Origin of the sequence: Polyangium sp. 15x6, from assembly GCF_029960785.1 — a bacterium.
Taxonomy (GTDB): domain Bacteria; phylum Myxococcota_A; class Polyangia; order Polyangiales; family Polyangiaceae; genus Polyangium.
In genome coordinates this window covers 62025-85070 of record NZ_JASBQE010000010.1, presented here as the reverse complement: position 1 = coordinate 85070, position 23046 = coordinate 62025, and the positions used below count along the sequence as shown (strand labels likewise).

18 protein-coding genes and 1 pseudogene are annotated in these 23046 nt (G+C 69.0%); all 19 read left to right on the top strand.

Features of this window, described 5'->3' with window-relative positions; all coding sequences use genetic code 11:
* The first annotated feature begins 261 nt into the window (after positions 1 to 261).
* The gene (locus tag QHF83_RS10275) at positions 262 to 1482 is read left to right on the top strand and encodes a hypothetical protein (protein ID WP_282417601.1); all 1221 of its coding nucleotides are present in this window, start codon (positions 262 to 264) and stop codon (positions 1480 to 1482) included.
* Positions 1479 to 2087, top strand: a complete 609-nt coding sequence (locus QHF83_RS10270) for a hypothetical protein (protein ID WP_282417600.1) — start codon at positions 1479 to 1481, stop codon at positions 2085 to 2087. Before QHF83_RS10275 ends, QHF83_RS10270 begins: the two co-directional genes overlap by 4 nt.
* The gene (locus QHF83_RS10265) at positions 2084 to 2626 is read left to right on the top strand and encodes a hypothetical protein (protein WP_282417599.1); all 543 of its coding nucleotides are present in this window, start codon (positions 2084 to 2086) and stop codon (positions 2624 to 2626) included. Before QHF83_RS10270 ends, QHF83_RS10265 begins: the two co-directional genes overlap by 4 nt.
* A gap of 111 nt (positions 2627 to 2737) precedes the next feature.
* Positions 2738 to 3610: pseudogene (locus QHF83_RS53455) on the top strand (2-isopropylmalate synthase); the annotation flags it as partial.
* A 180-nt stretch (positions 3611 to 3790) separates the two neighbouring features.
* Positions 3791 to 4357 (top strand): (2Fe-2S)-binding protein, encoded by a 567-nt coding sequence (locus QHF83_RS53450; RefSeq protein WP_348980439.1) that lies wholly within the window; start codon positions 3791 to 3793, stop codon positions 4355 to 4357.
* A gap of 2 nt (positions 4358 to 4359) precedes the next feature.
* Positions 4360 to 6744 (top strand): molybdopterin cofactor-binding domain-containing protein, encoded by a 2385-nt coding sequence (locus tag QHF83_RS10255; protein WP_282417597.1) that lies wholly within the window; start codon positions 4360 to 4362, stop codon positions 6742 to 6744.
* Between the two features lie 7 nt (positions 6745 to 6751).
* Positions 6752 to 7747, top strand: a complete 996-nt coding sequence (locus QHF83_RS10250; RefSeq protein ID WP_282417596.1) for an FAD binding domain-containing protein — start codon at positions 6752 to 6754, stop codon at positions 7745 to 7747.
* A 148-nt stretch (positions 7748 to 7895) separates the two neighbouring features.
* Positions 7896 to 8876 (top strand): hypothetical protein, encoded by a 981-nt coding sequence (locus QHF83_RS10245; RefSeq protein ID WP_282417595.1) that lies wholly within the window; start codon positions 7896 to 7898, stop codon positions 8874 to 8876.
* 206 nt (positions 8877 to 9082) lie between these two features.
* Positions 9083 to 10201 carry a hypothetical protein gene (locus QHF83_RS10240; RefSeq protein ID WP_272458277.1) on the top strand — a complete coding sequence of 373 codons (1119 nt, stop codon included), beginning with the start codon at positions 9083 to 9085 and terminating at the stop codon, positions 10199 to 10201.
* Positions 10202 to 10434: 233 nt separating this feature from the next.
* The gene (gene ndhC / locus QHF83_RS10235) at positions 10435 to 10791 is read left to right on the top strand and encodes an NADH-quinone oxidoreductase subunit A (RefSeq protein WP_281327590.1); all 357 of its coding nucleotides are present in this window, start codon (positions 10435 to 10437) and stop codon (positions 10789 to 10791) included.
* Positions 10779 to 11366: an NADH-quinone oxidoreductase subunit NuoB gene (gene nuoB, locus QHF83_RS10230; RefSeq protein WP_282417594.1), complete on the top strand. Its 588-nt coding sequence runs from the start codon at positions 10779 to 10781 to the stop codon at positions 11364 to 11366. Before ndhC ends, nuoB begins: the two co-directional genes overlap by 13 nt.
* A complete protein-coding gene (locus QHF83_RS10225; RefSeq protein WP_282417593.1) occupies positions 11363 to 11944 on the top strand; it encodes an NADH-quinone oxidoreductase subunit C in 582 nt (193 codons plus the stop codon). The genes nuoB and QHF83_RS10225 overlap by 4 nt, the downstream gene beginning before the upstream one ends.
* Before the next feature lie 3 nt (positions 11945 to 11947).
* Positions 11948 to 13162: an NADH-quinone oxidoreductase subunit D gene (locus tag QHF83_RS10220; protein WP_282417592.1), complete on the top strand. Its 1215-nt coding sequence runs from the start codon at positions 11948 to 11950 to the stop codon at positions 13160 to 13162.
* Position 13163: 1 nt separating this feature from the next.
* Positions 13164 to 14789, top strand: a complete 1626-nt coding sequence (locus tag QHF83_RS10215; protein WP_282417591.1) for a molybdopterin-dependent oxidoreductase — start codon at positions 13164 to 13166, stop codon at positions 14787 to 14789.
* On the top strand, positions 14786 to 16555 hold the full coding sequence (locus QHF83_RS10210; RefSeq protein WP_282417590.1) for a complex I subunit 1 family protein: 1770 nt from the start codon (positions 14786 to 14788) through the stop codon (positions 16553 to 16555). Before QHF83_RS10215 ends, QHF83_RS10210 begins: the two co-directional genes overlap by 4 nt.
* 12 nt (positions 16556 to 16567) lie before the next feature.
* Positions 16568 to 17242 carry an NADH-quinone oxidoreductase subunit I gene (locus QHF83_RS10205; protein ID WP_282417589.1) on the top strand — a complete coding sequence of 225 codons (675 nt, stop codon included), beginning with the start codon at positions 16568 to 16570 and terminating at the stop codon, positions 17240 to 17242.
* Between the two features lie 108 nt (positions 17243 to 17350).
* On the top strand, positions 17351 to 18799 hold the full coding sequence (gene gatB / locus QHF83_RS10200; RefSeq protein ID WP_282417588.1) for an Asp-tRNA(Asn)/Glu-tRNA(Gln) amidotransferase subunit GatB: 1449 nt from the start codon (positions 17351 to 17353) through the stop codon (positions 18797 to 18799).
* Entirely contained in the window at positions 18796 to 19611 is an 816-nt protein-coding gene (locus tag QHF83_RS10195; RefSeq protein ID WP_282417587.1) for a lysophospholipid acyltransferase family protein, read from the top strand. The genes gatB and QHF83_RS10195 overlap by 4 nt, the downstream gene beginning before the upstream one ends.
* Positions 19612 to 19680: 69 nt before the next feature.
* Complete coding sequence (locus QHF83_RS10190; RefSeq protein ID WP_282417586.1) at positions 19681 to 22962, top strand: GAF domain-containing protein; 3282 nt, start codon at positions 19681 to 19683, stop codon at positions 22960 to 22962.
* Positions 22963 to 23046 lie beyond the last annotated feature (84 nt).

Sequence of the window (23046 nt, the reverse complement as noted above, 5' to 3'; positions counted from 1 at the left end):
CGATCGAGAACGACGCAATCGTGCTCTCGGAAGGTGAGCCCCCCGCTCCGGGAGGTGAGCCCCCGCGGGGGATCGGTGGTCGGAGGCGGGGGGTGGGTTCGAGGGAGCGGGGGGATGTGAAGTCGGATACGGGGGATCGGGTCCGGGAGCAGGGGGATGACCTGCGGGAGCAGGGGGATCGCTCGTGGGAGCAGGGGGGTGTGAGGGCGGATACGGGGGATCGGGGTTTGGAGGTGGGGGGAGCTGTGCGATGCTGGCTGCATGACGCGGCTGCAGCGCTTCAGGGCGTACATGGCTCGGATGAATCCGGTCGCCGACCCGGAGACGGCGTTGCGGGAAGGGCTCTACGTCGACCCGCCGGGCAGGACGGTGGCGAACGCGCTGGCCACGCGGTTGGAGCTGGAGCCGACGTCGACGCATTTGGTGCTCGGGGGGATCGGGTCGGGGAAGACCTCCGAGGTGCTGCGGGCTGCCGCACGTACCAAGGGATCCGTGGCCGATGCAGGCGATCTTGTGGAGTACTGCGATGTCAGTCGATTCCACGACGTGCAATCGGAATCGTGGACGGGCGTACTGACCGCTCTCGTGGGGTTATCGCTGGCTGATGCGTGTCGGGGGCTCGTGCCGCCGAAGACCCCCGAGGCCGCGGCGGTCCGAGCCGTGCGACACTACGCCCACGGGCGGACGCGCAGGCGTTTTCCTGATGATGATTTCGACTTCTCCATCGCTCACGATGATGGGAGCGTGACCGAGCACGTCGCGGGAGTGCTCAAGGCGCCTGACAAGCCGCTTCCCGATGAGCTCGCCGGAGTCGCCGCGCACATCCGCTTGCTCAAGAACGCCTGCCTTGGTGAGCACAAGCAGGCCATATTCCTCTTCGACTCCCTCGATCGCCTCGCGGATCCCGAGCGCTTTCGGGAGGCTGTGGAGGACGATTTGCGGGCGCTGAAGAGTGTCGGTATCGGTGTCGTCGTCGTAGGCCCCATCCGCTTCATGGCCGGCGTCGACCGCGCCATCGCCAATCTATTCGACGAGACGCACTATCATCTCGCCGCTGAGCCGGCGCGGCCCGAGGGGCACGATTTCCTGGTCGAGGTTCTACGGCGGCGCGCAGGAAGCGAGATGTTGCCGGACGCTTGCCTCGAACCATTGGCGCGGGCCTCGGGGGGCGTCCTGCGTGATCTCATTTCTCTGGCGAAGCGCGCGGGTGAGGAGGCATATGCGTTCGGCAACGACTACGTGACCCCGGAGGACGTTGCACGCGCGGCTGACGCATTCGGACGCGCACTCGCAGTTGGGCTCGACGATGCGCAGGTGAAGCTCTTGCGTCATATCCGAAAAACGGGGGGCTTCGTCATTCGGGGCGAGCGCGAGTTGTCTTTGATCGAGACGGGGCGGGTCCTTCTGTACGAAGGACCGCGCTGGGTCGTTCACCCGACGCTGGCCCCGCTGCTCGATGCCATGCCCGAGGTTGCCGCGTGAACGAGCTCGGGTTGGCCCCCATCGCGATATGGCCGCTCGCGGCCAGGCTCGCCAGTACACCGACCATGAATGAATGGGTCGTCCTTGCTACTGCCTCCGGAACGGTCGATGCCGCCGCCGCTGAAATGACGGCTCAGCTCCAGTCTCTGTTCGAGGGGCCTGTAGAGCGACGGCGCATCACATCGCTCTCCGAGCTCATGAAGGTCATTGGCGAGCATGGAGATAGAATGCTCGTCTTGCACGGCCTCGATGAGTTCGGACCCCGTGACTTGCGGCAAGTGGACATGTACCGCAGCCGTCTCATCCGCGAGCAGCCAACGGTGCTGGTGCTAGCCGAGCCGGTCGTAGCGCTGTTCCCCGAGCACGCCCCGAATTTCTGGAGCTGGGTCCGTGCGTCGACGTTCCGTGCAATTCTCGAAGACACGTTGCCCGAGGAGGACCGCGAGCAGCGGCTCGCAGCAATGCGGGAGCATTTCGGGTTCAATGATGAAGAGCTCGTGCGTCGGGCCCTCGATGGGTCCTTGCCCGACGAGCCAGACATTGCGGAGTGGCTGGTGCTAATCGGTCGAGGGGAGCTTGTCGGACGCCGAGGCCCCGGCACATGAGGGCAGTACAAGCCCGTATCCTGGGCGCAGGGCTCCCGCTCGGGGTCACGACGCCGAAGGAGCTCCGTGATCGCATCCGGACGAGGCTCCTCCGCGCCTCCAATCAGGAGCGCATCCGTACGCCCCTTCAAGGGATTCACAGGTGGGTGAACGAAGGGCCGGGGGACAAGCGCTACGAACGTGTGATTACGGGTGGAATCAAAGATTTTGCACGTCGTCCGGAGAGTGCGCGCATCAAGCGGGACGATGGAGCGTGGCTCCACTTCACGATGACCGTCCGCTGGGACGGAAAGAGCGCGCTGGAGATGCTCGCTTACGACTTCGAGCTCGTCTTCCCTACCGGCCACGTGCCGCCCTTCGTTCGCCTCGACCTCAACGAGCCGGGTCACCACAACGAGGCGATTGGGCTGCGGAGCCACATCCATCCCGGCAATGACGATCTCCAACTCCCGGCCCCCCTCATGACCCCCGAAGAGCTCCTCGACCTGTTTCTAGGCGACGAGCTGCGCCCGAGAGACAAGGACAAGCCCCGTACCTGATCTCCGCCGCACCGCGCCATACACGTCTCCCCATACGTCCGCGCGATCCAGCGTCCCGGCCGAACCTCGTTCCGTGGTACTCATCACCTCGGATCACTCCCGGGGGTTGCCATGTACGACTGGAACGACAGCGTCCCGTCCGTCGATGGATCGGGCCGCGTGCTCTCCCTCTCCGGCGGGCCCGTGCGGCGCGACTTCGCGCGCAGGGTGCGGGCCGTCAAGGTCGTCGACGAGACCCTCCGGGATGGATTGCAGAGCGCCGCCGGCTATCAGCCCGATGCCGCGCAGAAGATCGATCTCCTCTACGCCATGGCCGCGATCGGCGTCGACGTCGTCAGCGTCGGACTTCCCGCCGCCGGCCTCGCCAATGCCGAGGATTGTTTCCTCCTCTGCCGCGAGATCGTCCGCTCCAAGCTCCGCGTCGTCCCCACCGCCGCCGCGCGCACCGTCGTCGCCGACGTCCACGGCATCGCCCGCGCCGCCGATCGCGCCGGCATCCCCATCGAGGTCTACGCCTTCATCGGCAGCTCCCCCATTCGCCTCGCCGTCGAAGGCTGGGACACGGGCTTCCTCATCGGCGCCATCACCGCCGCCGCGCGCGAGGCCAAGGCCGCGGGCTTGCCCTTCTGCCTCGTCACCGAGGACACGACCCGCTCGAACCCCGACGTCCTTCGATGCCTCTACAGCGCCGCCATCGACGCGGGCGCGGGCCGCATTTGCATCTGCGACACCACCGGCCACGTCACGCCGTACGGCATCGAGGCGCTCGTCTGCTTCGCGCGACGCACCCTCGACGAGCTCGGCGCGCGGCACGTCGAGCTCGACTGGCACGGGCACAACGACCGCGGCATCGGCCTGCCGAACGCGCTCTGGGCGGCCGCCTCGGGCGTCGACCGTGTGCACGGCACCGGCCTCGGCGTCGGCGAGCGGGTCGGCAACACGAGCCTCGAGCTGCTCGTCGAGAACCTCGGCCTCCTCGGCGCGCGTCCGCGTGTCCCCGAGGCGCGCCTCGTCGAGTATTGCGAGCTCGCCTCCCGCGCGCTCCGGTATCCCATCCCCGCGGGGCATCCGATCGCCGGCGCGGACATGCGCGGCGCGCGTTTCGAGGTACGTCCCTACCACGCGACGCCCGAGGAGGCGCCAGCATCGGAGCCCCTGGAGCCCATGGAAAAACTCGTACCGATGTGCATGAAGATCGGCGGCAGCGCCGTCGCGCTCGCCGTCCCTCCGCGCAGGACGCTGCTCGAAGCGCTGCGGTACGACCTCGACCTCGTCGGCACGAAGCAGGGCTGTGACAAGGGCGATTGCGGCGCGTGTACGGTCGTCGTGGACGGCGTCGCGACCCTCTCCTGCCTCACGCTCGCGCTCGACGCGGACGGCAAGGACGTGCGCACGGTGGAGACGCTCGAAGGCGCGCCGCACATCGACGCGCTGCTCGACGGCTTCGACAGGCTCGGCGGCGGGCAGTGCGGCTTCTGCACGCCCGGCATGCTCATGACCGCGACGGCGCTGCTCGACAGGAACCCGCGACCGACGCGCGACGAGATCAAGTGCGCGATCGCGGGCAACCTCTGCCGCTGTACCGGCTACGGGAAGATCGTCGACGCGATCGATCTCGCGGCGAAGATCCGGCGCGGCGAGGCGGAGGCGGGCGTGGGCCTGCCGGGGATCGAGAACACGCCGCCGCCGTTGCCTTCGAACAAGAGCTCGCGCGAAGGGAGGCAGGGCTAGCCATGACGGACACGGGAAAGCCGAGTGGGCTCCGGGGCCTCGTCGGCAGCCGGACGCGCACGCTGCTCGCGCCGCGCGTGACCGGGCAGGTCCGCTACACCGACGACATCCACCTGCCGCGCATGCTGTGGGGTCGGATCGTCCGCTCACCGCATCCGCACGCGCGCATCGTGCGCATCGACGCGACGCGCGCGCTCGCGAAGCCCGGCGTCATCGCCGTCATCACGGGCAAGGACATGCCCGAGCGCTTCGGCATCATCCCGTGGACGCCGGACGAGTACCCGCTCGCCCTCGACCACGCGCGCTTCATCGGCGATGCCGTCGCTGCGGTCGCCGCGACCGACGAGCGCATCGCGCACGAGGCCGCGGAGCTCGTGGACGTCGAGTACGAGGTGCTGCCGGCCGCGACCGATCTGCAGACGGCGATCGACAAGCCCGAGATCGGGCTCGGCAAGGGCGGCAAGGACAACGTCTCGAAGGAGGTCGACCTCGCGTTCGGGGACGTCGACGCCGCGCTCGCCGGGAGCGACGTCGTCACGGAGGGCGACTACTACTACGAGGGCAGCGCGCACGTCCCGATCGAGACCCACTGCGCCATCGGGAACCTCGACAAGAACGGCCTGCTCACGGTCTGGTCGACGACGCAGGTCCCGCACTACCTGCACCGCGAGCTCTCGCGTGTCTTGCGCGTCCCGCCCACGCGCATCCGCGTCATCCAGCCGCCCGTCGGCGGCGCGTTCGGCGGCAAGAGCGAGCCTTTTTCGCTCGAGTTCTGCGCGGCGAAGCTCGCGATGATCACGGGCCGCCCCGTGAAGTTCCTCTACACGCGCGAAGAGGAGTTTTACGCGCATCGTGGTCGTCACCCGATGCAGATCCACATGAAGGTCGGCGCGAAGCGCGACGGCAAGCTCACGGGCGTCGACGCGCGCACGTTCATCGACGGCGGCGCGTACTCCTCGTTCGGCCTCGTCACGACGTACTACTCGGGTCAGCTCCTCACGCTGCCCGCGTTCGCCGACACCTACCGCTTCCGCTCGACGCGCCTCTTCACGAACAAGCCTCCGTGCGGCCCGAAGCGCGGCCATGGCAGCGTGCAGCCGCGCTTCGCCTTCGAGGTCTCGCTCGACAAGATCTCCCGCGCGCTCGGGATCGATCCGATCGAGCTGCGAAGGAAAAACCTCGTCCCGCCGAACACGACCACGCTGAACGGCCTGCGCGTCACCTCGAACGGCATCGAGCAGTGCCTCGACGCCGTCGCGAAGGCAAGCGACTGGAAGGAGCGCTGGGGCAAGCTGCCCAAGGGGCGCGGGCTCGGCGTGGCGACGAGCGCGTACATCAGCGGGACGAACTACGCGATCTACCCGAACGCGATGCCCCAGAGCGCCGTGCAGCTCAAGGTCGATCGCTCGGGCGTCGTGACGGTCTTTTCTGGTCAAAGCGAGATCGGCCAGGGCTGCGACCTCATGCTCGCCGTGCTCGTCGCCGACGAGCTCGGGCTGGATCTCGGGTCGGTGCGCGTCGTCTCCGGCGACACGGACCTCACGCCCGTCGACCTCGGCGCCTACTCCTCGCGCGGCACGTTCATGAACGGCAACGCGTGCCTGATGGCCGCGCGCGAGATCAAGAGCAAGCTCGTCGCCGCCGTCGCCGAGAAGCTCGACGTCGATCCGCGCAACGTGCTCGTCACGCGCGGCGCGCTCGTCGTCGTGCACGATCCGGCCCGCGGCGTCTCCGTCACCGAGGCCATCCAGCTCGCCGAGGCGAAGTTCGGCACGCTCGGCGCGGTCGGCCACTACAACACGCCGAAGCTCGGCGGCGACTACCGCGGCGGCACCATCGGCGCGTCGCCCGCGTACTCGTTCACGGCGCACGTCGCCGAGGTCTCGGTCGACTCGCGCTCGGGGTTCGTGCGCGTCGAGAAGATCTGGGTCGCGCACGACTGCGGCAAGGCGCTCTGTCCCGTGATCGTCGAGGGGCAGATGGAAGGATCGGCGTACATGGGCGCGGCCGAGGCGCTGCTCGAAGAGCACGTGATCGGCCCCGACGGCCTGCACAAGGGGCCGAACCTGCTCGACTACCGGATCCCGACGAGCCTCGACGTCCCGGATCTTCATGCGCTCATCGTCGAGTCCGAGGATCAAGAGGGCCCGCTCGGCGCCAAGGAGTCGGGCGAGGGCCCGCTGCATCCGTCGATCCCGGCCATCGCGAACGCCATCTTCGACGCCGTCGGCGTGCGCATCGACAGGCTCCCCTTCTCGCCCGCGCGCGTGCTCGCGGCCCTGCGGAAGAAGCAGGCCGACGAGCAAGCCGCATCGATCGACTCTTCGCTCGGGGGCTTCGCTCCGCGACGCGGAGCTGCGCCCCCGAACCCCCCGGCTGCGGAGTGAGGTCCTCGTGTTACCGCTGCCCGTCTTCGATCATCACAAGCCTCGCACGCTCCCCGAAGCGATCGACTTGCTCGCGCGCCTCGGCGACAAGGCCGTCGTCATCGCGGGCGGCACCGACGTGCTGCCCAACATGAAGCACGGGCTCGTCGAGCCCGAGCACGTCGTCTCCATCGCGGGCATCGAGGAGCTCGGCGGCATCTCGCTCGTGCGCGAGGGCGACGACGACAAGCTCGTGCTCGGCGCGGGCGCGCGACTTTCCGAGATCGAGAGCTCGATCCTCGTGCGTCGCATCGCGCCCGCGCTCGCCGAGGCCGCGGGCCAGGTCGGCGGACCACACCACCGCGCCATGGGCACGCTCGGCGGCAACATCTGCCTCGACACGCGCTGCCGCTACTACAACCAGACCTACTTCTGGCGCAAATCGCTGGGCTTTTGCCTCAAGAAGGACGGCACGGTCTGCCACGTCGTGCGCGGCGGATCCCGCTGCGTCGCCGCTGCGTCGAACGACACGGCGCCCGCGCTCATCGCGCTCGAAGCCGACCTCCATCTCCTCGGCCCGCGCGGCGCGCGCATCGTAAAAGCTCACGATTTCTACGTGGCCGACGGCGTGAAGAACACCGTGCTCGAGCCCGGCGAGCTCGTCGTGCGTGTCTCCATCACGCGAAGCCCCGGCCGCCGTTCGAGCTTCGAGAAACTTCGGCGGAGGAACGCGATCGACTTCCCGCTGCTCTCGATCGCCGTGCGGCTCGACGTGTCCGGCGTGGAGACGACGCGCGTCGACGGCGCGGACGTCGTCGTCTCGGCGCTCGGCGCTCGCCCGCGCCGCATCCGCGCCGCCTCGAAGATCGGTCCCGGGACGCCGTTCGACGTCGCCGCGCGCGAGCTCGGAGGCGGCGCCTACGCCGAGTGCAAGCCGCTCCCGAACGTCGACGACGACACCGAGTGGCGCCGCGAGATGGTCCCCGCCCTCGTCGAGCGCGCCGTCCTCCGCCTCGAAGGCTGAAGGCCGAGATCGAAGGCAAAGTGCGATCCTCCCTGCCTTCGCCTCGAACCCCCGACGCTCCCTGACTCCGCGGCGGGGGCGCGGATCCCCGCGCGCCTCCGAATTCCTCCCTTGCAGCGCCGACGCGCGCGGACCAAGGTCCTCGTAGGTGCGCTTTCTCCAGTTCGTCCTCGTCGCCACCGGGTTGCATTTTTTCATCCCGGTCGTCGCTCGAGTCGCGCCGCAGCCTCAAGGGCCGCTCCTCGCGATCTCGACCGGCATGGCGCGGCGCATGGAGATCGACATCGAGGACGTCCCGATCGAGCCGCCGCGCCCGGACGAACTCCGCGAGCGCCAGCCGGATCCGGCCGTCGCGATGAACGACACGCGTCCGCGCACGACGGAGTCCGTCGACCCGCGCATCGTGGAGCCGACGACCGCGCAACCGAACAACACCAGCGAGCCGCGGCAGGTCGAGCCCGTGCCGACGGCCGCGCCTTCGGCGGGCCCGCCCGACGAGTACGGCGCGCCGCCGCCGGTGCCCGGAGGCCCCGGGATCCCCGGGATCGGCGGCCCCGTGTGGGCGATGCCCGGCGTGATCCCCGAGGCGGGCAAGCCGAAGCCCGCGCCCACCACGGTCGGGCCTCCGCCGGAGGTCGATCGCAAGATCGCGGGCCGCGTGATCTCCGACGTGATGCGCGAAAAGGATCGACAGCTCGGCCTGGATCTGCCGGGCGCGGGCACGATCGCGTCCGTCGTCTCGGATGTCGTGCGTGGCTCGGGCACGCCCGACGTCGCGCGCGCGACGCTCGAAGTGCGCATCGCGCCCGGCGGTCGCGTGGCGAGCGTGCGTGTCGTGCGTTCGTCGGCGGGCAACGCGGGCGACTGGAGCGCGGTCGCAGGCGCGGTGAGCGGTCGGCTCGCGAGCCGTCAGTTCACGCTGCCGGAGTCGTACGCGCAGGGCGCGATCGTGATGGTCGAGGTCGTCTCGCAGCTGCAGATGCCCGACGGCAGCACGGGCGGCACGAACATCAACAAGGGCGGGTCGAGCGACAGCCTCGGCGGCAGCGTGAGCTTCGACGTGGCGAACATCGGCGCGCGACCCAAGCGCCACGTGCGCGCCTCCGCCAGCGCGCGCCCGGCGACCTGATCGGCGCGTTCGCGCAAAAATCGCGGCCCTGGCGTCGATTGGTGGGCCCGCCCTCAGGTTTTTGAGGATTTTGTGGCACGAAGCACAAAATTCTTCGCAGAAGGGGGCTTTTCGGCGACCCGATGGACGGGCAAGACTGCTCGCGGCGACGACCACGGGCGGTGACATCCCGCGCGGCTCGTGCGACTCTCCCCAATCTCCCGCTCATGGCGAAGGAACGAGTTTTCTCTCTCGATGCGGTCCGCACCGACGGCTGGTTCGAGCGCATCGGCGATGGGATCGGCAGCTTTCAGGCTCTCTGCGACATCGTCGGCGAGACGTTCTTCGCCTTTTCGATGATCACGGGAGCGCGCATCACCGCGCTCACGGTCGACCGCCGCAACCCCGACAACACCCTCGTCGACTTCGTCATCGCGCCTCCGGGCGACGAAGAAGAAGAGAGCGAGGTCCAGCGGCTCACGCTGGCCGATTTCCGGCATCGGCTCGTCGGCGCGCTCCTCACCGAGGACGCGACGCCAGGCCCCCCCGAGCGCGACACGGACATCGAAGCGCTGCAGCTCCACATCGGCGTGCGCTACCTGCTGCTCGCGCCGCTCTTCGGCTACAGCCTGCGCAAGCTCTACGTCGACGGTCGCACCTCGAGGCTGCTCGTCCTGCGCGACGGCCTCGAGCAGACCTACGAGCTCGGAGAGTTCCGGGCGCGCATCCGCGCGCACGTGCGCGAAGAGCTCGAGCGTGCCTCGGCGGGCTCGCGCTCGGCGATCGATCTGACGCGCGTGGCGGAGGCCGAGGCGGCGAGCCAGCGCGGCGACTGGTCGCGCGTGGTGCAGCTCCTCGGCGCATGGCCGGCGCCGCTCGCGATCTTCCTTCGCACGCCCGAGGGACAGATGCTCACGACCGACGCGCGCGCGCTCATCGCGAAGGGGCTCGGCTTGCTCGGCACGGCGTGCGTCAAGCTCGGCGAGGAGCACCAGGGCGAGGAGGTCATGCGCCTCGCGGTGCAGTACGCGCAGGATGGTGCGGCGGCGGCGGACATCTTCCGCCGGCTCGGGGAGGCGCAGCTCGAGAACGGGCGTGCAGGGGAGGCCATCGGCGGGCTCCGGCGCGCGGCGAGCCTCGGCGCGCCGCCCAAGCTCATCTGGCCGCTCCTGGCGAAGGCGTACGTGAAGCGGCAGCGCTACGTGGCCGCGTTCGCGTGTGTGCGGGAGGCTCGCGCGGCGGGCGTGCCCGACGCCGAGCTCATCGAGGAGATCCGCGAGATCGAGGCCCGGCTCGGCACGGCGCTGACGGCGTTCCGTGGGCTCGTGCTGAGCTCCAGGAGTTGACGCGCGTGCAGGGGGCCCCATACCCCCTGGCCGCGCAATTGACACCCCAGAACCCCAAAGCTACATAGCCGCGGCGATTGTGCCGAGATCGCACGGATTTCGATGCATCTCGGAGCCTGCCAGCGCCCGCTCGTGATCGCGAGCGATCGCGCGAGAGGACCCACCTTCTCGGTCGGCACTAGAACCGGAGTACATCGCGTACCCCGGAGCACCCGGAGCACCCGGAGCGAACGATGTCCACCTACGTCCCCCTGTTCCTGCTCTTCATCGTGGCGGCGGTCCTCGCGGGCGCGCTGTTCACGATCAGCACCCTGCTCGGACCGAAGAACCCGACGCCGGAGAAGATGATCCCGTACGAGTGCGGCAGCGAAACGACGGGCGGCCGCTTCGTCAAGCCGAGCGTCAAGTTCTACCTGACGGCGATCCTCTTCGTGGTCTTCGACATCGAAGCGGTGCTCATCTACCCGTGGACGGTGGAGTTCAAGAACCTCGGCTGGATCGGCCTCGCGACCATGGGGTCGTTCATCCTCATGCTCGTGGTGGCGCTGCTCTACATCTGGAAGAAAGGAGCCCTCGAATGGGAGAAATGACCACTGGCGGCGCTGGCACGACGATCCAGGTCCTCGAGGGTTCGGAGACCGGCTTCGCCACGACGCGCTTCAACGACCTCCTCAACTGGGCGAGGAAGTACTCGCTGTTCCAGTACCCGTTCATCACGGCGTGCTGCGCGATGGAGTTCATGGCCATGGCGAGCCCGCGCTTCGACATGGCGCGCTTCGGCGCCGAGGCGCCGCGCTTCTCGCCGCGCCAGTCGGACCTGCTCTGGGTCGTGGGCACGATCAGCCAGCGCCAGGCGCCCGCGCTCAAGCGCATCTACGAGCAGATGGCGGACCCGAAGTACGTCTTCGCCTTCGGCACGTGCGCGTCGTGCGGCGGCTTCTACGACAACTACACGACGCTCGCGGGCATCGACAAAGTCGTCCCCGTCGACGTCTACGTCCCTGGCTGCCCGCCGCGCCCCGAGGCCGTGATCGACGGGCTCCTGCTCTTGCAGGACAAGATCGCGCGTGGTGACCGCACGCCGGCGATCGTGAAGCCGCGCCGCGACCCCACCGTGCAAGCGGGCAACCTCGTCAGGCTCGGCAAGAAGAGCACCGCAACATGAGCAAGCGCGTCCTCGAGATCCTGAAGAGCAAGTTCGGCGCCGACATCTACGAGACCCACTCGCAGTTCGGCGACGACACGGCCGTGGTGAACCCCGAGAAGTGGCGCGAGATCGCGCGGTTTCTCCGGGACGACTCCCAGTGCGCGATGAACATGTTCGTCGACCTCACCGCCGTCGACTACCTCGGCCGGCAGACGCCGCGCTTCGAGGTCGTGCTGCACCTGCGCTCGCTGGAGAGGGGCCACCGCATCCGGCTGAAGGCGCGCATCGGCGACGATGACGCGAACGGCGTGGAGATCGACTCGGTCGTGCCCGTGTGGAAAGGCGCGAACTGGTTCGAGCGCGAGTGCTTCGACATGTTCGGCGTGAACTTCAAGGGCCACCCCGATCTGCGGCGCATCCTGATGTACCCCGAGTTCGTCGGGTACCCGCTTCGCAAGGACTATCCGGCGGACAAGACCCAGCCGCTCGTCGAGCTGCGCAACGTCCCCGACAAACTACCCCCCTTCGGCATCGACGAGGGCATGCCGTTCGGGCGTCAGACCCACGATTACCCGCGGGGCGAGGAGACGAACTGAGTCATGGAACCGTTGGATCGTGATCTCGAGGAGGGCCTCCTCGAGCTGCCCAGCGAGCCGATGATGCTCAACATGGGCCCGTCCCACCCGGCCATGCACGGGACGGTGCGCATCGTGCTCGAGCTCTCGGGTGAGATGATCCAGAAGGCCGACGTGCAGATCGGCTACCTGCATCGCGGCTTCGAGAAGATGTGCGAGCGGGGCACCTGGACGCAGATCTTCCCGTACGTCGATCGCTGCAACTACGTCTCGCCGATGCTGAACAACGTGGGCTTCGCGCTCGCGGTGGAGAAGATGCTCGGCGTGACGGTGCCCGAGCGCTGCCAGTACTACCGCGTGGCGCTCGGCGAGCTCGCGCGCATCTGCGACCACATGATCTGCTCGGGCGCGATGTGCATGGAGCTCGGCGCGTTCACGCCGTTCCTCTACTTCGCCCGCGCCCGCGAGATCATCTGGGACATCTTCGAAGAGGAGACGGGCGCGCGCGTCACGCACAGCTTCGGCCGCGTGGGCGGCATGGCGAACCCGCCGACGAAGTACTTCAAGGAGATGGTCCGCGCAGGCGTGCCGCGCGTGCTGCAGCTCATCAGCGAGGGCGAGAAGCTCCTCTTGAAGAACCGCATCTTCCTCGACCGCCTCGAAGGCGTCGGCGTGATGTCGAAGGAGGACGCGCTCGCGCTCGGGTGGACGGGCGTCGTCCTGCGCGCCTCGGGCGTGCCGTACGACGTGCGTCGCGCGCACCCGTACATGGTCTACGACCGGATGGAGTTCGACGTGCCCGTGGGCACGACGGGCGACAACTACGACCGGTTCATGTGCCGCCAGGAGGAGATCCGGCAGACGGCACGGATCATCGAGCAGGCGCTCGATCAGATGCCGGACGAGGGCCCGATCAACATCGAAGATCCGCGGATCATCCTGCCGCCGAAGCAGGACGTCTACACGACCATCGAGGCCACCATCCAGCACTTCAAGATCGTGATGGAGGGCATCAAGGTCCCGGCGGGCGAGTGTTACTCGTACACCGAGGCGGGCAACGGCGAGCTCGGCTTCTACCTGGTCTCCGACGGCAGCGGCACGCCCTACCGCGTGCGGATCCGGCCCCCCTGCTTCGCCACCACGCAGGGCCTCGAGCAGCTCATCACGGGCCTGATGATCCCGGACGTCGTCCCGACGTTCGGTTCCCTCAACATGATCGGCGGGGAGTGCGATCACTGAGATGGCTACGATCAAGATCGACGGGCGCGAGATCCCCTTCGAGCAAGGGGACACCATCATCACAGCGGCGCACCGCGCCGGCATCGACATCCCGCACTACTGCTGGCACCCGGGCCTCTCCGTCGCGGCGAACTGCCGCATGTGCCTCGTCGAGGTCGCGCCGCCTCCCGGCCGCCCCGCCATGCAGCTCGACATCCTGCGCTGGGATCCGCAGAAGAAGGACTACGTCCCCGCGCGCAAGCCGAAGCTCGTGCCCGCCTGCCAGCAGGCCTGCGCGCCCGGCATGGAGGTCCTCTCCGAGGGCAGCGATCACGTCGAGGAGGCGCGCGGCGCGGTGCAGGAGCTCCTGCTCCTGAACCACCCGGTCGACTGCCCGATCTGCGATCAGGCAGGCGAGTGCCGGCTGCAGGACTACTGGCTCGAGCATCAGGGCACGGGCAAGCGCATGCAGCAGGAGGTCGTGCACAAGCCGAAGGCCGTCGATTTCGGGCCGACCATCGTCTACGACGCCGAGCGCTGCATCGTGTGCACGCGTTGCGTCCGCTTCACGGCGGAGGTCGCGAAGGATCCGGTCCTCAGCGTGCGCGAGCGCGGCAACCTCAACGAGATCGTCGTCTCGCCGGGCCGCGAGCTCGATCACGACTACACGCTCATGACGGAGCACGTCTGCCCCGTCGGCGCTTTGACCTCCAAGGACTTCCGCTTCAAGGCGCGCGTGTGGTTCCTCCGCAGCGCGCGGACGGTCTGCCAGGGCTGCGCGACGGGCTGCAACGCGTACCTCGACTACGATCCGCGGACGAACGTCCCGCACCGGCATCGCCCGCGCGACAACGAAGAGGTCAACAAGTACTGGATGTGCGACGAGGGCATGCTCTCGTACAAGCGCGCGGTCGAGGATCGCCTCGGCACGGCGCTCGTCGGCGGCGAGGACGCGAGCCTCGAAGAGGCGCTCGCGGCGGCGAAGGATCAGCTCGCGGGCCTCAAGGACGATCCGGGTCGGGTCGCCGTGGTGCTCAGCGCGCAGCACTCGAACGAGGACAACTACGCGCTCCTCACGCTCGCGCGCACGTTCATCGGCGCCAAGGACCTCTACGTGTCGGGTCGTCCGCTCGGCCGCGGCGACAAGATCCTCATGAGCGAGGACAAGAACCCGAACACGCTCGGCGTCATGCAGCTCGCGGGCGCGCCGGCGCCGAAGCCGATCGCGTCGCTCTTCGACGCGATCAAGGCGGGCAAGTACTCGTTCGTGATCGCGCTCGGCTCCGAGATCGAGGTCGACGCGAAGGACGCCGAGAGCGCGCTGTCGAAGCTCAAGGGCGTGGTGACGATCGCCGCGCACGACGGGCCGCTCGCGCGCGCCGCGCACGTCGCGCTCGCCGCGACCGCGTGGGCCGAGCAGGACGGCACGTACGTCAACCGCCAGGGTCTCGCGCAGAAGAGCGAGCGCGCGCTCAAGCCGCGCGGCGACGCGCGACCCGGCTGGGAGCTCGTGGCGAAGCTCGGCAAAGAGCTCGGCTACGCGATGACCTACAAGACGCTCGCGGACGTGCGTCGGGCCATGACGCCCGAGACGCCCGCCCCGAGCCGTGAGGCGGATCGGGCCGCGAAGCCCGAGGTGAGCGCATGAGTGCCGTCGAGATCGTCCTGGCAATCGTCAAGATCCTCATCCTCGCCCTGTTCTTCCTGAACATGGCGGCGCTCAGCACGTGGGCGGACCGCCGGCAGGGCGCGATGGTGCAGGACCGCGTCGGCCCGAACCGCGCGGTCGTGTACCTGCCGAACATGGCGGCGCGGGCCATCGTGCTCCTGCCGCCCGCGCTCTTCGGCGTGCTCGCGATCTTCACCTCGCTCGGTCAGGTCGTGGGGCGCGCGGCGGCCGAGCGGTTCACGGTGAACGTGCAGCTCACGATCCTCGTGGCCTGGTTCAGCCTGCTCGTGCTCTGCGCGAAGGTGCGCAGCGGCGGCGCCATCAACCGCGCCGAGCAGGTGTTCGAGGACGTGGACCCGCGATCGATCTTCTTCGCGGGCCTCGGCGTGCACGCGATCGGCCTCGTGGCCGGGCGCCTCGTGCCGCAGGCGTCGTGGCCGCTCGCGGCGCAGGTCACGGGCTTCGTGCTCGGCGGCGTCTTCCTGCTCGTCGGTCTCTACGCGACCTCGCGCGTGCCCGACGGCAAGATCCCGCTGCGCCTCGCAGGCACGCTCCACGCGCTCGCCGATTCGATCAAGATGATCTGGAAGGAGGACTTCATCCCGAAGAACGGGGATCGCCTCCTCCACGGCCTCGCGCCGATCCTGGCGGTCTTCTCCGCGCTCGCGGTGATGGCCGTCATCCCCTTCGGCAACGACCTCTGCTTCGCCGACGGCAACAAGAACGGCACGCTCGACTTCTCGGACCTCGCGAACCTCATGGCCACGGTCCCCGCGAGCGGCGTGTGCAACGGCTTCCGCGTGAAGCTGCAGATCATCGATCTCAACGTCGGCATCCTCTACATCTTCGGCATCGCGGGCACGGGCATCATCGGCGCGGCCATCGCGGGCTGGGCGAGCGACAACAAGTTCGCGCTCCTCGGCGGCCTGCGCGCGTCGAGCCAGATGGTCTCGTACGAGGTCGCGATGGGCCTCTCGCTCGTCGGCCTCTTCCTCATCTACGGCAGCGTCCGGCTCAGCGACATGGCCGTGTGGCAGGGCCAGAACGCGTGGGGCGTCTTCGTGCAGCCGCTCGGGTTCGTCCTGTTCCTGACGGCGCTCTGCGCCGAGACGAAGCGTGTGCCGTTCGACCAGCCCGAAGGCGAGAGCGAGATCGTCGCCGGCTACTTCCTCGAGTACTCGGGGTTCAAGTGGGGCATGTTCATGACGGGCGAGTACATCGAGCTCGTCTTCTCGAGCGCGCTCCTCGTCGCGCTCTTCTTCGGCGGCTACTCGCTGCCGTTCCTGCACCCGGACGGCATCACCGTCGCGTTCGGCAACACGGTGCTGTTCCAGTACAAGATGACGCACCTCGCGGTGAGCCTCATCTCGGCGCTCGCGTTCTTCGGCAAGACGGTCTTCGTCACGTGGGTGCAGATCTTCTTCCGCTGGACGCTGCCGCGCTTCCGTTACGACCAGCTCATGAAGCTCGGCTGGACCAAGCTCCTGCCGCTCGCCATCGCGAACATGATGGTGACGGGCGTGGTCGTGCTGGCGCTCCGCAACGCGGGCCCGGAGGCGGACGCGTGGCTCAAGCTCCTCGGGGACATCACGCAGGGCGTCGTCGCGGTCGCCACGCTTGCCGGCTTCGTGGCGGTCGTGGTCGGGTTGCTCGAGCCGGTCGAGCGCAAGAAGTTCCTCGCCTCGTCTGCGGCGCGCTTCGCGGCCGCGATGGGCGGGGTCAAGCCGGAGCCTCAGCAGGCCTGAGAGGATCGAACGATGGCGAAGCGCACTCCCTCGAACCCGTGGACCAAGCCTGCAGGCGCGCCCATTCAGGGCAAGGCCATCCCGCGGCCGCGCCGCACGGCCGAGGTCCAGTCCTACCTGCCCGAGCTCTTCCGGGGCATGGCGATCACCATGCGTCACTTCTTCAAGAACACGAAGGAGATGATGCTCGGCCAGAAGCCCGACCCGGTGCTCGAGGCCCTCAACGATGGCGTCACGACGATCTGCTACCCCGAGGAGAAGCGCCCCTATCCGGAGCGCTTCCGCGGGCTGCATCGCCTCACGCTCCGTGACGACGGCTCGCCGCGCTGCGTGGCGTGCCTGTGCTGCTCGACGGCTTGCCCCGCGCAGTGCATCCACATCGAGGCGGGCGAGTACGGCGAGGGCGACCAGCGGCGCGGCTACGAGCGTTTCCCGAAGACGTTCGTCATCGACGAGCTGCGCTGCATCTTCTGCGGGTTCTGCGTCGAGGCTTGCCCCTGCGACGCGATCCGCATGGACACGGGCATGCACGCGACGCCGTACGACTCGCGCGAGCAGTTCATCTACAGGAAGGATCTGCTCATGGAGTTCACCGGCCGGGACGGTTCGCGCAAGTCGGCGAACCCGCGCCACGAGCCGGGCGATCCGACGCATCCGGGCCTGTCGCGCGAGCAGATGGATCACTGATCCGATTCGCTGACGGACAGAAACCCCCTCTTCCTCGCGGGAGAGGGGGTTTTTGCTTTCAGCGGGAAAACAGAGGCATCCGAGCCTCGGCTTGCCATAATCCGCCCGATGACCGCCTACGGTGCGTACGAGCCGGTGATCGGGCTCGAGGTGCACGCGCAGCTTCTCACGCGGACGAAGGCGTTCTGCGGCTGCGCCACGAGCTTCGGCGACCCGCCGAACACGCACACTTGCCCCGTCTGCCTCGGCTTGCCCGGCGCGCTCCCCGTCCTGAACGCCGAGGCCGTGTCCCTCGCGGTGCGCGCCTCGCTCGCGCTCGGCTGCTCCTTGCAGGCGCGCAGCGTGTTTGCCCGGAAGAACTATTTTTATCCGGACCTGCCGAAGGGCTACCAGATCAGCCAGTACGACCTGCCGCTCGCGCTCTCGGGCGTGCTCGACATCGAGGTCGACGGCACGCCGCGCCGCGTGGGGATCCGCCGCATCCACATGGAGGAGGACGCGGGCAAGAACCTGCACGGCATCGGCGATGAGTCCGTCGTCGATCTGAACCGCGCGGGCACGCCGCTCATCGAGATCGTGAGCGAGCCCGATCTGCGCTCCGGCCCCGAGGCAGCCGAATATCTGCGGCGGCTGCGCGAGGTCCTGATGTTCACGGGCGTGAACGACGGCAACCTCGAACAGGGCAGCTTCCGCTGCGACGCGAACGTCTCGATCCGCAAGGTGGGCGAGACGCGGCTCGGCACGCGCGTCGAGCTCAAGAACATCAACTCGTTCAAGTTCGTCGCCGACGCGATCGACGTGGAGATTCGCCGGCAGGTGAACCTCGTCGAGCGAGGCGAGCGCGTCCGACAGCAGACGCGCGGCTACAGCGCGGAGAAGCGCGAGAGTTACCTCCTGCGCGACAAGGAGAGCGAGTCCGACTACCGCTACTTCCCCGAGCCGGATCTGCCTCCGCTCGTGCTCGAAGAGGCGCACGTCGAGTCGATTCGCAGCGCGTTGCCGGAGCTGCCCGTCGCGAAACGCGCGCGATGGGCCCTCGAGCTCGGCCTCACGGCGTACGCGACGGGCGTGCTCGGCGCGCATCCCGCGATCGCGCGTTTCTTCGACGAGGCGCGCGCGCTGTATCCCGACGCCGTGAAGCTCGCGAACTTCGTGCAGAGCGAGGTCCTGCGCGACGTCACGACGACGGGGCTCACGGCGAGCTTCCCCGTGACGCCCGCGCAGGTGGCCGAGATCCTGCGGCTCGTCGACGCGGGCACGATCAGCGGCAAGCAGGCGAAGGAGCTCTACGCGGCCGTCGCGGGCACGGACCACGCGCCCGCGGACATCGTGCGCGAGCGTGGCATGGCCGTGCTCGGCGACGTGTCGGCGATCGAGGCCATCGCGCGCGGCGTGATGGAGGCGAACCCGAAGCAGGTCGCCTCGTACCGCGCCGGCAAGACGGCGCTCCTCGGGTTTTTCGTCGGACAGATCATGAAGCAGACGAAGGGCAGCGCGGACCCGGCCACGGTGAACGCGGTGCTCGTGCGTCTCCTCGGCGAAGGGAGCGAGGCATGAGCGGACAGTCCCTCGTGGAGAAGGGGCGATTCGTCGGGCGCACGGCGGCGTTCGTGGGCCTCACGTTCAGCATGTACGGGATGCTCGAGCTCGACACCGCGATCTCGCCCACGTCCGAGCGCGAAGCCGTGCTCCACGCGTGGATCCGTCGCTACGGCGAGGCGCTCCTCAAATTGTATGGGGTCAAAATGATCGCCTGCGGTCCTCACATCGAGCGCGGCGACATCTACCCGGGCCGCGGCGCCGGCGAGCGCGGGCGCGTGTTCGTCATGAACCACCGCTCCGGCCTGGACATCCCGATCTGCCTTGCCTACATCGAGGCCACGATCCTGAGCCGCGCCGATCTCTCGGGCTGGCCCGTCATCGGCGTCGCCGCGAGGCGCGTGGGCACGCTCTTCGTGGATCGCACGAACAAGCAGAGCGGAGCCGCTGCCATCAACGCCATGACCGCCTCCATCGAGCGAGGCCGCGGCGTGCTCGTCTACCCCGAGGGCACGACGTACGAGGGCGACGAGGTGCGACCATTCAAGCCCGGCGCCTTCCTCGCCGCGCAACGCACGGGCGCGGAGATCGTCCCGGTTGGTCTCGCGTACGAAGGCGCGGCCGCGTCGTTCGGCTCCGAGAGCTTCGCCGATCACATGGTCCGCGTGAGCGGCTCGCCGCGAACACGCGCGGCGATCGTCGTCGGCGAGCCGATCGTCGACGTTGACGGCGACGTCGGCGAGCTTCGTGAGCGAGCGCGCGCCGAGGTCCAATCGCTCGTGTACACGGCGCGCCGGGCGCTCGACGCAGACGGAGAAGGGTCCTCCTGACAAGAGAGCAAGGTACCCGCACGCTGGCGAGCATGCTCACCGATCGCTAGGCTGAGCGATCGGGGCACGATGGCGGGGGATGCATCGAAGACGGAGCGCGTCCGCGAGCAGGCGCAGACTGGCGTGACGCACATCAACGACGCTCGGACGCGGCGCCGCGCCGCGTTCGCGGAGCGAGCGGCCGAGGAGCTCTTGCGCGTGTCGACACTCGAAGAGGTGCTCACGCGGGTCGTGTGGCTCGTGGTGCCGGACCTCGCGGATTACTGCACGCTCGACCTGCTGGAGCGCGGCGAGCTGCGCCGCGTCGCGGTCGCGCACGTGGACATGCGTGACGAGCAGCGGCTCTGGGACGTGTGTAGCCCGGACGGCGACGCCGAGGCCCACGAACGCGCCGCGCGTGCAGCCCTCGAGAGCGGAGAGCCGCAGACGCGGCGCGGATCGATGTGCATCACGCGAATCGCCCCCGACGGCAAGGCGACGCCTGCGCGGTCGCGCGAGACGCGTGTGCTCAGCGAGATGATCTACCCCTTGCGCGTCGCGAACCGCACGCACGGCGTCCTGTCCGTCGGCGTGGGTCCGTTCCGCGAGGTGATGCCGCGCGACGAGCGCGCGCTGATCGAGATGCTCGTTCGTCTCGGCGCTTCGGCCATCGACACGGCACTCGTGCGCGCTTCACGCGAGCGGGCCTTCGAGGCGGCCGAGCGTGGGCTCTCGCAGATGAAACGCCTCTCCGAGGTCACCGCGGCGCTCTCGCGTGCCGTCTCGCCGAACGAGGTCGCGCGGCGCGTGGTCGAGGACGGCGCGCGTGTGCTCGGGGCTCGCGCGTGTGTGATCGCGCGCCTGTCTCCGTGCGGCGCCGAGCTCGAGATCGTCCATGCCGCGGGCTTTCCCGAGGTGATCCCCGCGCACACCCCGCGCATCTCCATGGCCACCGAGGCGCCCGTCGCCGAGGCCGTGCGCATCAAACAGCCGATCTGGCTCCGCTCGCGCGCCGATCTCGCGGCACGTTATCCCGGCCTCCCGCTCGGCGATCTCGTGCAGGGCAGCCACGCGTGGGCGGCGGTGCCGCTCTTCGTCGACGGCCAGGTCGTCGGCAGCCTCGCGCTCTCGTTCCAGGAGCCGCGCGCCTTCGACGACAACGAGCGCTGGCTCGTCCTTTCGCTCGCCCAGCATTGCGCCGACGCCCTCGATCGCGCCTCGCTCTCCGCGGGCGCCGCCGAGGAGGCGGTCCACCTCTCGCACGAGATCTTGAAGCAGATGCCCGAGGCGATCCTCGTGACCGACCTCTACGGCACGATCCTGCGCTGGATGGGCAAGGCCACGCAGATCTTCGGCTTCACCGAGACCGAGGCCGTCGGTCGCCCGGTCACGATCCTCGCGCACCCCGACACGGTCGAGCGCCTCGGTCCTCGCATCCTGCGTGGCATCCGCGATCAGGGCGCGTTCCTCGGCGAGCTCGTTTGTGTTCGAAAGGATGGCACGACGGTCCCGATCGAGACCACGGCCAAGCCCGTCTTCGACAAGGAGGGCCGCGCGCGTTTCCTCGTCGGCGTTTGTCGCGACATCAGCGAGCGCAAGCGCGCCGAGGAGGAGAGGACGCGCCTCATCCGCGAGCAGATCGCGCGCGCCGAGGCCGAGGACGCGGCCCGGCGCTCCTCGTTCCTCGCCGAGGCGAGCGCGCTGCTCTCCGCCTCGCTCGACTACGAGGCCACGCTCGAAAAGATCGTCCGCCTCGTCGTGCCCACGATGGCGACGTACGCGATGCTCGACGTCGCCTCCGAGGACGGCACCACGGTCACCGTCGCCGTGGCGCACGAGGATCCGGCTCTGGAGCGCGACGTCCAGGATCTCCGCGGCGGCAGCACGCCCGACGGCTGGAGCGAAGGCCCCGTCACGCGCGTGCTCGGCACCCGCACCTCGGAGATCTACTCCGACCTCGGCGTCTCCTCGCTCGAGCGCATCGTGGGCTCGCCCGAGCAGGCCGCGCGGTTTGCAAAGCTCCGGGCACGCTCGGCCATCGTCGTCCCCTTGACCGTGGGCGACACGGCCTCTGCCACACTCTCGCTCTTCCGCGTCGGCGATCGGTACTCGACGAAAGATCTCCCATTCGCCGAGGAGCTCGCGCATCGCGCCGCGATGGCCCTGGAGAACGCGCGCCTCTACCAGAACGCGCAGGAGGCCACGCGCATGCGGGACGAGTTCCTCGGCACCGTCTCGCACGAGCTGCGCACGCCGCTCAACGCGGTCCTCGGCTGGACACGCATGCTCCGCACCGCGTCGCTCAACGGCACCTCGCAGGAGCGCGCCCTCGCGACGATCGAGCGCAACGCCATGCTGCAAGCGCGGCTCGTCGAGGACTTGCTCGACGCCTCGCGCATCGTCATGGGCAAGCTGCGCCTCGAGCTGCGCACGCTCGACCTCGTCGGCCCGATCAACGCGGCCATCGAGGCCGTTCGCCCCGCGGCCACGGCGAAGTCGGTTTGCCTGGAAAACAGCCTGGAGCGCGGCGCTTGTCTCGTCGAAGGGGACCCGAGCCGCGTGCAGCAGATCGTCTGGAACCTCCTGACGAACGCGATCAAGTTCACCCCGCACGGCGGCCGCGTCGAGCTCACGCTCGGCCGATCGGGCCAGCACGCGCGCATCACGGTCCGCGACACGGGCGAGGGGATCAGGCCGGAGTTCCTCCCGTACGTCTTCGATCGTTTCCGCCAGGGCGACAGCACCACGACGCGCAAGCACGGCGGCCTCGGCCTCGGGCTCGCGATCGTTCGGCACCTCGTCGAGCTGCACGGCGGCGGGGTGCGCGCCGACAGCGCGGGCGAGGGCAAGGGCGCGATCTTCTCGGTGCTCCTGCCGCTCAGCCCGAACCCGGATCTGCTCGCGAGCCTCGACCGCTTCACGCCGCAGCCGGCGGGCCTCGAAGAGTTGCCTTCGCTCGAAGGCCTGCGCCTCTTGCTCGTCGACGACGAGCAGGACAGCCGCGAGATGCTGGCCGCGATGCTCCAGCAGTGTGGCGCCGTCGTGCGGTGCGTGTCCTCGGCGGCCGCGGCCTTGTCCGCGCTCGACGAGTTCCGCCCCGACGTCCTCGTCTCCGACATCGGCATGCCCGGCGAGGACGGCTACGCGCTCATCCGGCAGATCCGCGCGCTCAAGCCGGCGCGCTGGGGCGCGCTCCCCGCAGTTGCGCTCACGGCCTACGCGAGCGCCGAAGACCGCGTGCGTGTGCTCGCCGCCGGCTTCCAGATGCACGTCCCGAAGCCCGTGGACGCGGCCGAGCTCGCGGCGACGGTGGCGAGTTTGTCCCCGCGCACCACGTCGCGCGAATCCGCGCCGCCGCCCGTGTCGACGTGAGGGACGAGCCTCTCCGCGCGGGCGGGCGAAGCTCGGCCCGCGCGGAGGCGCTCTGCGTGACGATGCGAGTGGATGTGTAGGGAG

Coding starts and splice junctions, on each gene's coding strand:
- QHF83_RS10275 (WP_282417601.1), top strand. CDS start 262: ATGACGCGGCTGCAGCGCTTCAGGGCGTACATGGCTCGGATGAATCCG.
- QHF83_RS10265 (WP_282417599.1), top strand. CDS start 2,084: ATGAGGGCAGTACAAGCCCGTATCCTGGGCGCAGGGCTCCCGCTCGGG.
- QHF83_RS53450 (WP_348980439.1), top strand. CDS start 3,791: ATGGAAAAACTCGTACCGATGTGCATGAAGATCGGCGGCAGCGCCGTC.
- QHF83_RS10255 (WP_282417597.1), top strand. CDS start 4,360: ATGACGGACACGGGAAAGCCGAGTGGGCTCCGGGGCCTCGTCGGCAGC.
- QHF83_RS10240 (WP_272458277.1), top strand. CDS start 9,083: ATGGCGAAGGAACGAGTTTTCTCTCTCGATGCGGTCCGCACCGACGGC.
- ndhC (WP_281327590.1), top strand. CDS start 10,435: ATGTCCACCTACGTCCCCCTGTTCCTGCTCTTCATCGTGGCGGCGGTC.
- nuoB (WP_282417594.1), top strand. CDS start 10,779: ATGGGAGAAATGACCACTGGCGGCGCTGGCACGACGATCCAGGTCCTC.
- QHF83_RS10225 (WP_282417593.1), top strand. CDS start 11,363: ATGAGCAAGCGCGTCCTCGAGATCCTGAAGAGCAAGTTCGGCGCCGAC.
- QHF83_RS10220 (WP_282417592.1), top strand. CDS start 11,948: ATGGAACCGTTGGATCGTGATCTCGAGGAGGGCCTCCTCGAGCTGCCC.
- QHF83_RS10215 (WP_282417591.1), top strand. CDS start 13,164: ATGGCTACGATCAAGATCGACGGGCGCGAGATCCCCTTCGAGCAAGGG.
- QHF83_RS10210 (WP_282417590.1), top strand. CDS start 14,786: ATGAGTGCCGTCGAGATCGTCCTGGCAATCGTCAAGATCCTCATCCTC.
- QHF83_RS10205 (WP_282417589.1), top strand. CDS start 16,568: ATGGCGAAGCGCACTCCCTCGAACCCGTGGACCAAGCCTGCAGGCGCG.
- gatB (WP_282417588.1), top strand. CDS start 17,351: ATGACCGCCTACGGTGCGTACGAGCCGGTGATCGGGCTCGAGGTGCAC.
- QHF83_RS10195 (WP_282417587.1), top strand. CDS start 18,796: ATGAGCGGACAGTCCCTCGTGGAGAAGGGGCGATTCGTCGGGCGCACG.
- QHF83_RS10190 (WP_282417586.1), top strand. CDS start 19,681: ATGGCGGGGGATGCATCGAAGACGGAGCGCGTCCGCGAGCAGGCGCAG.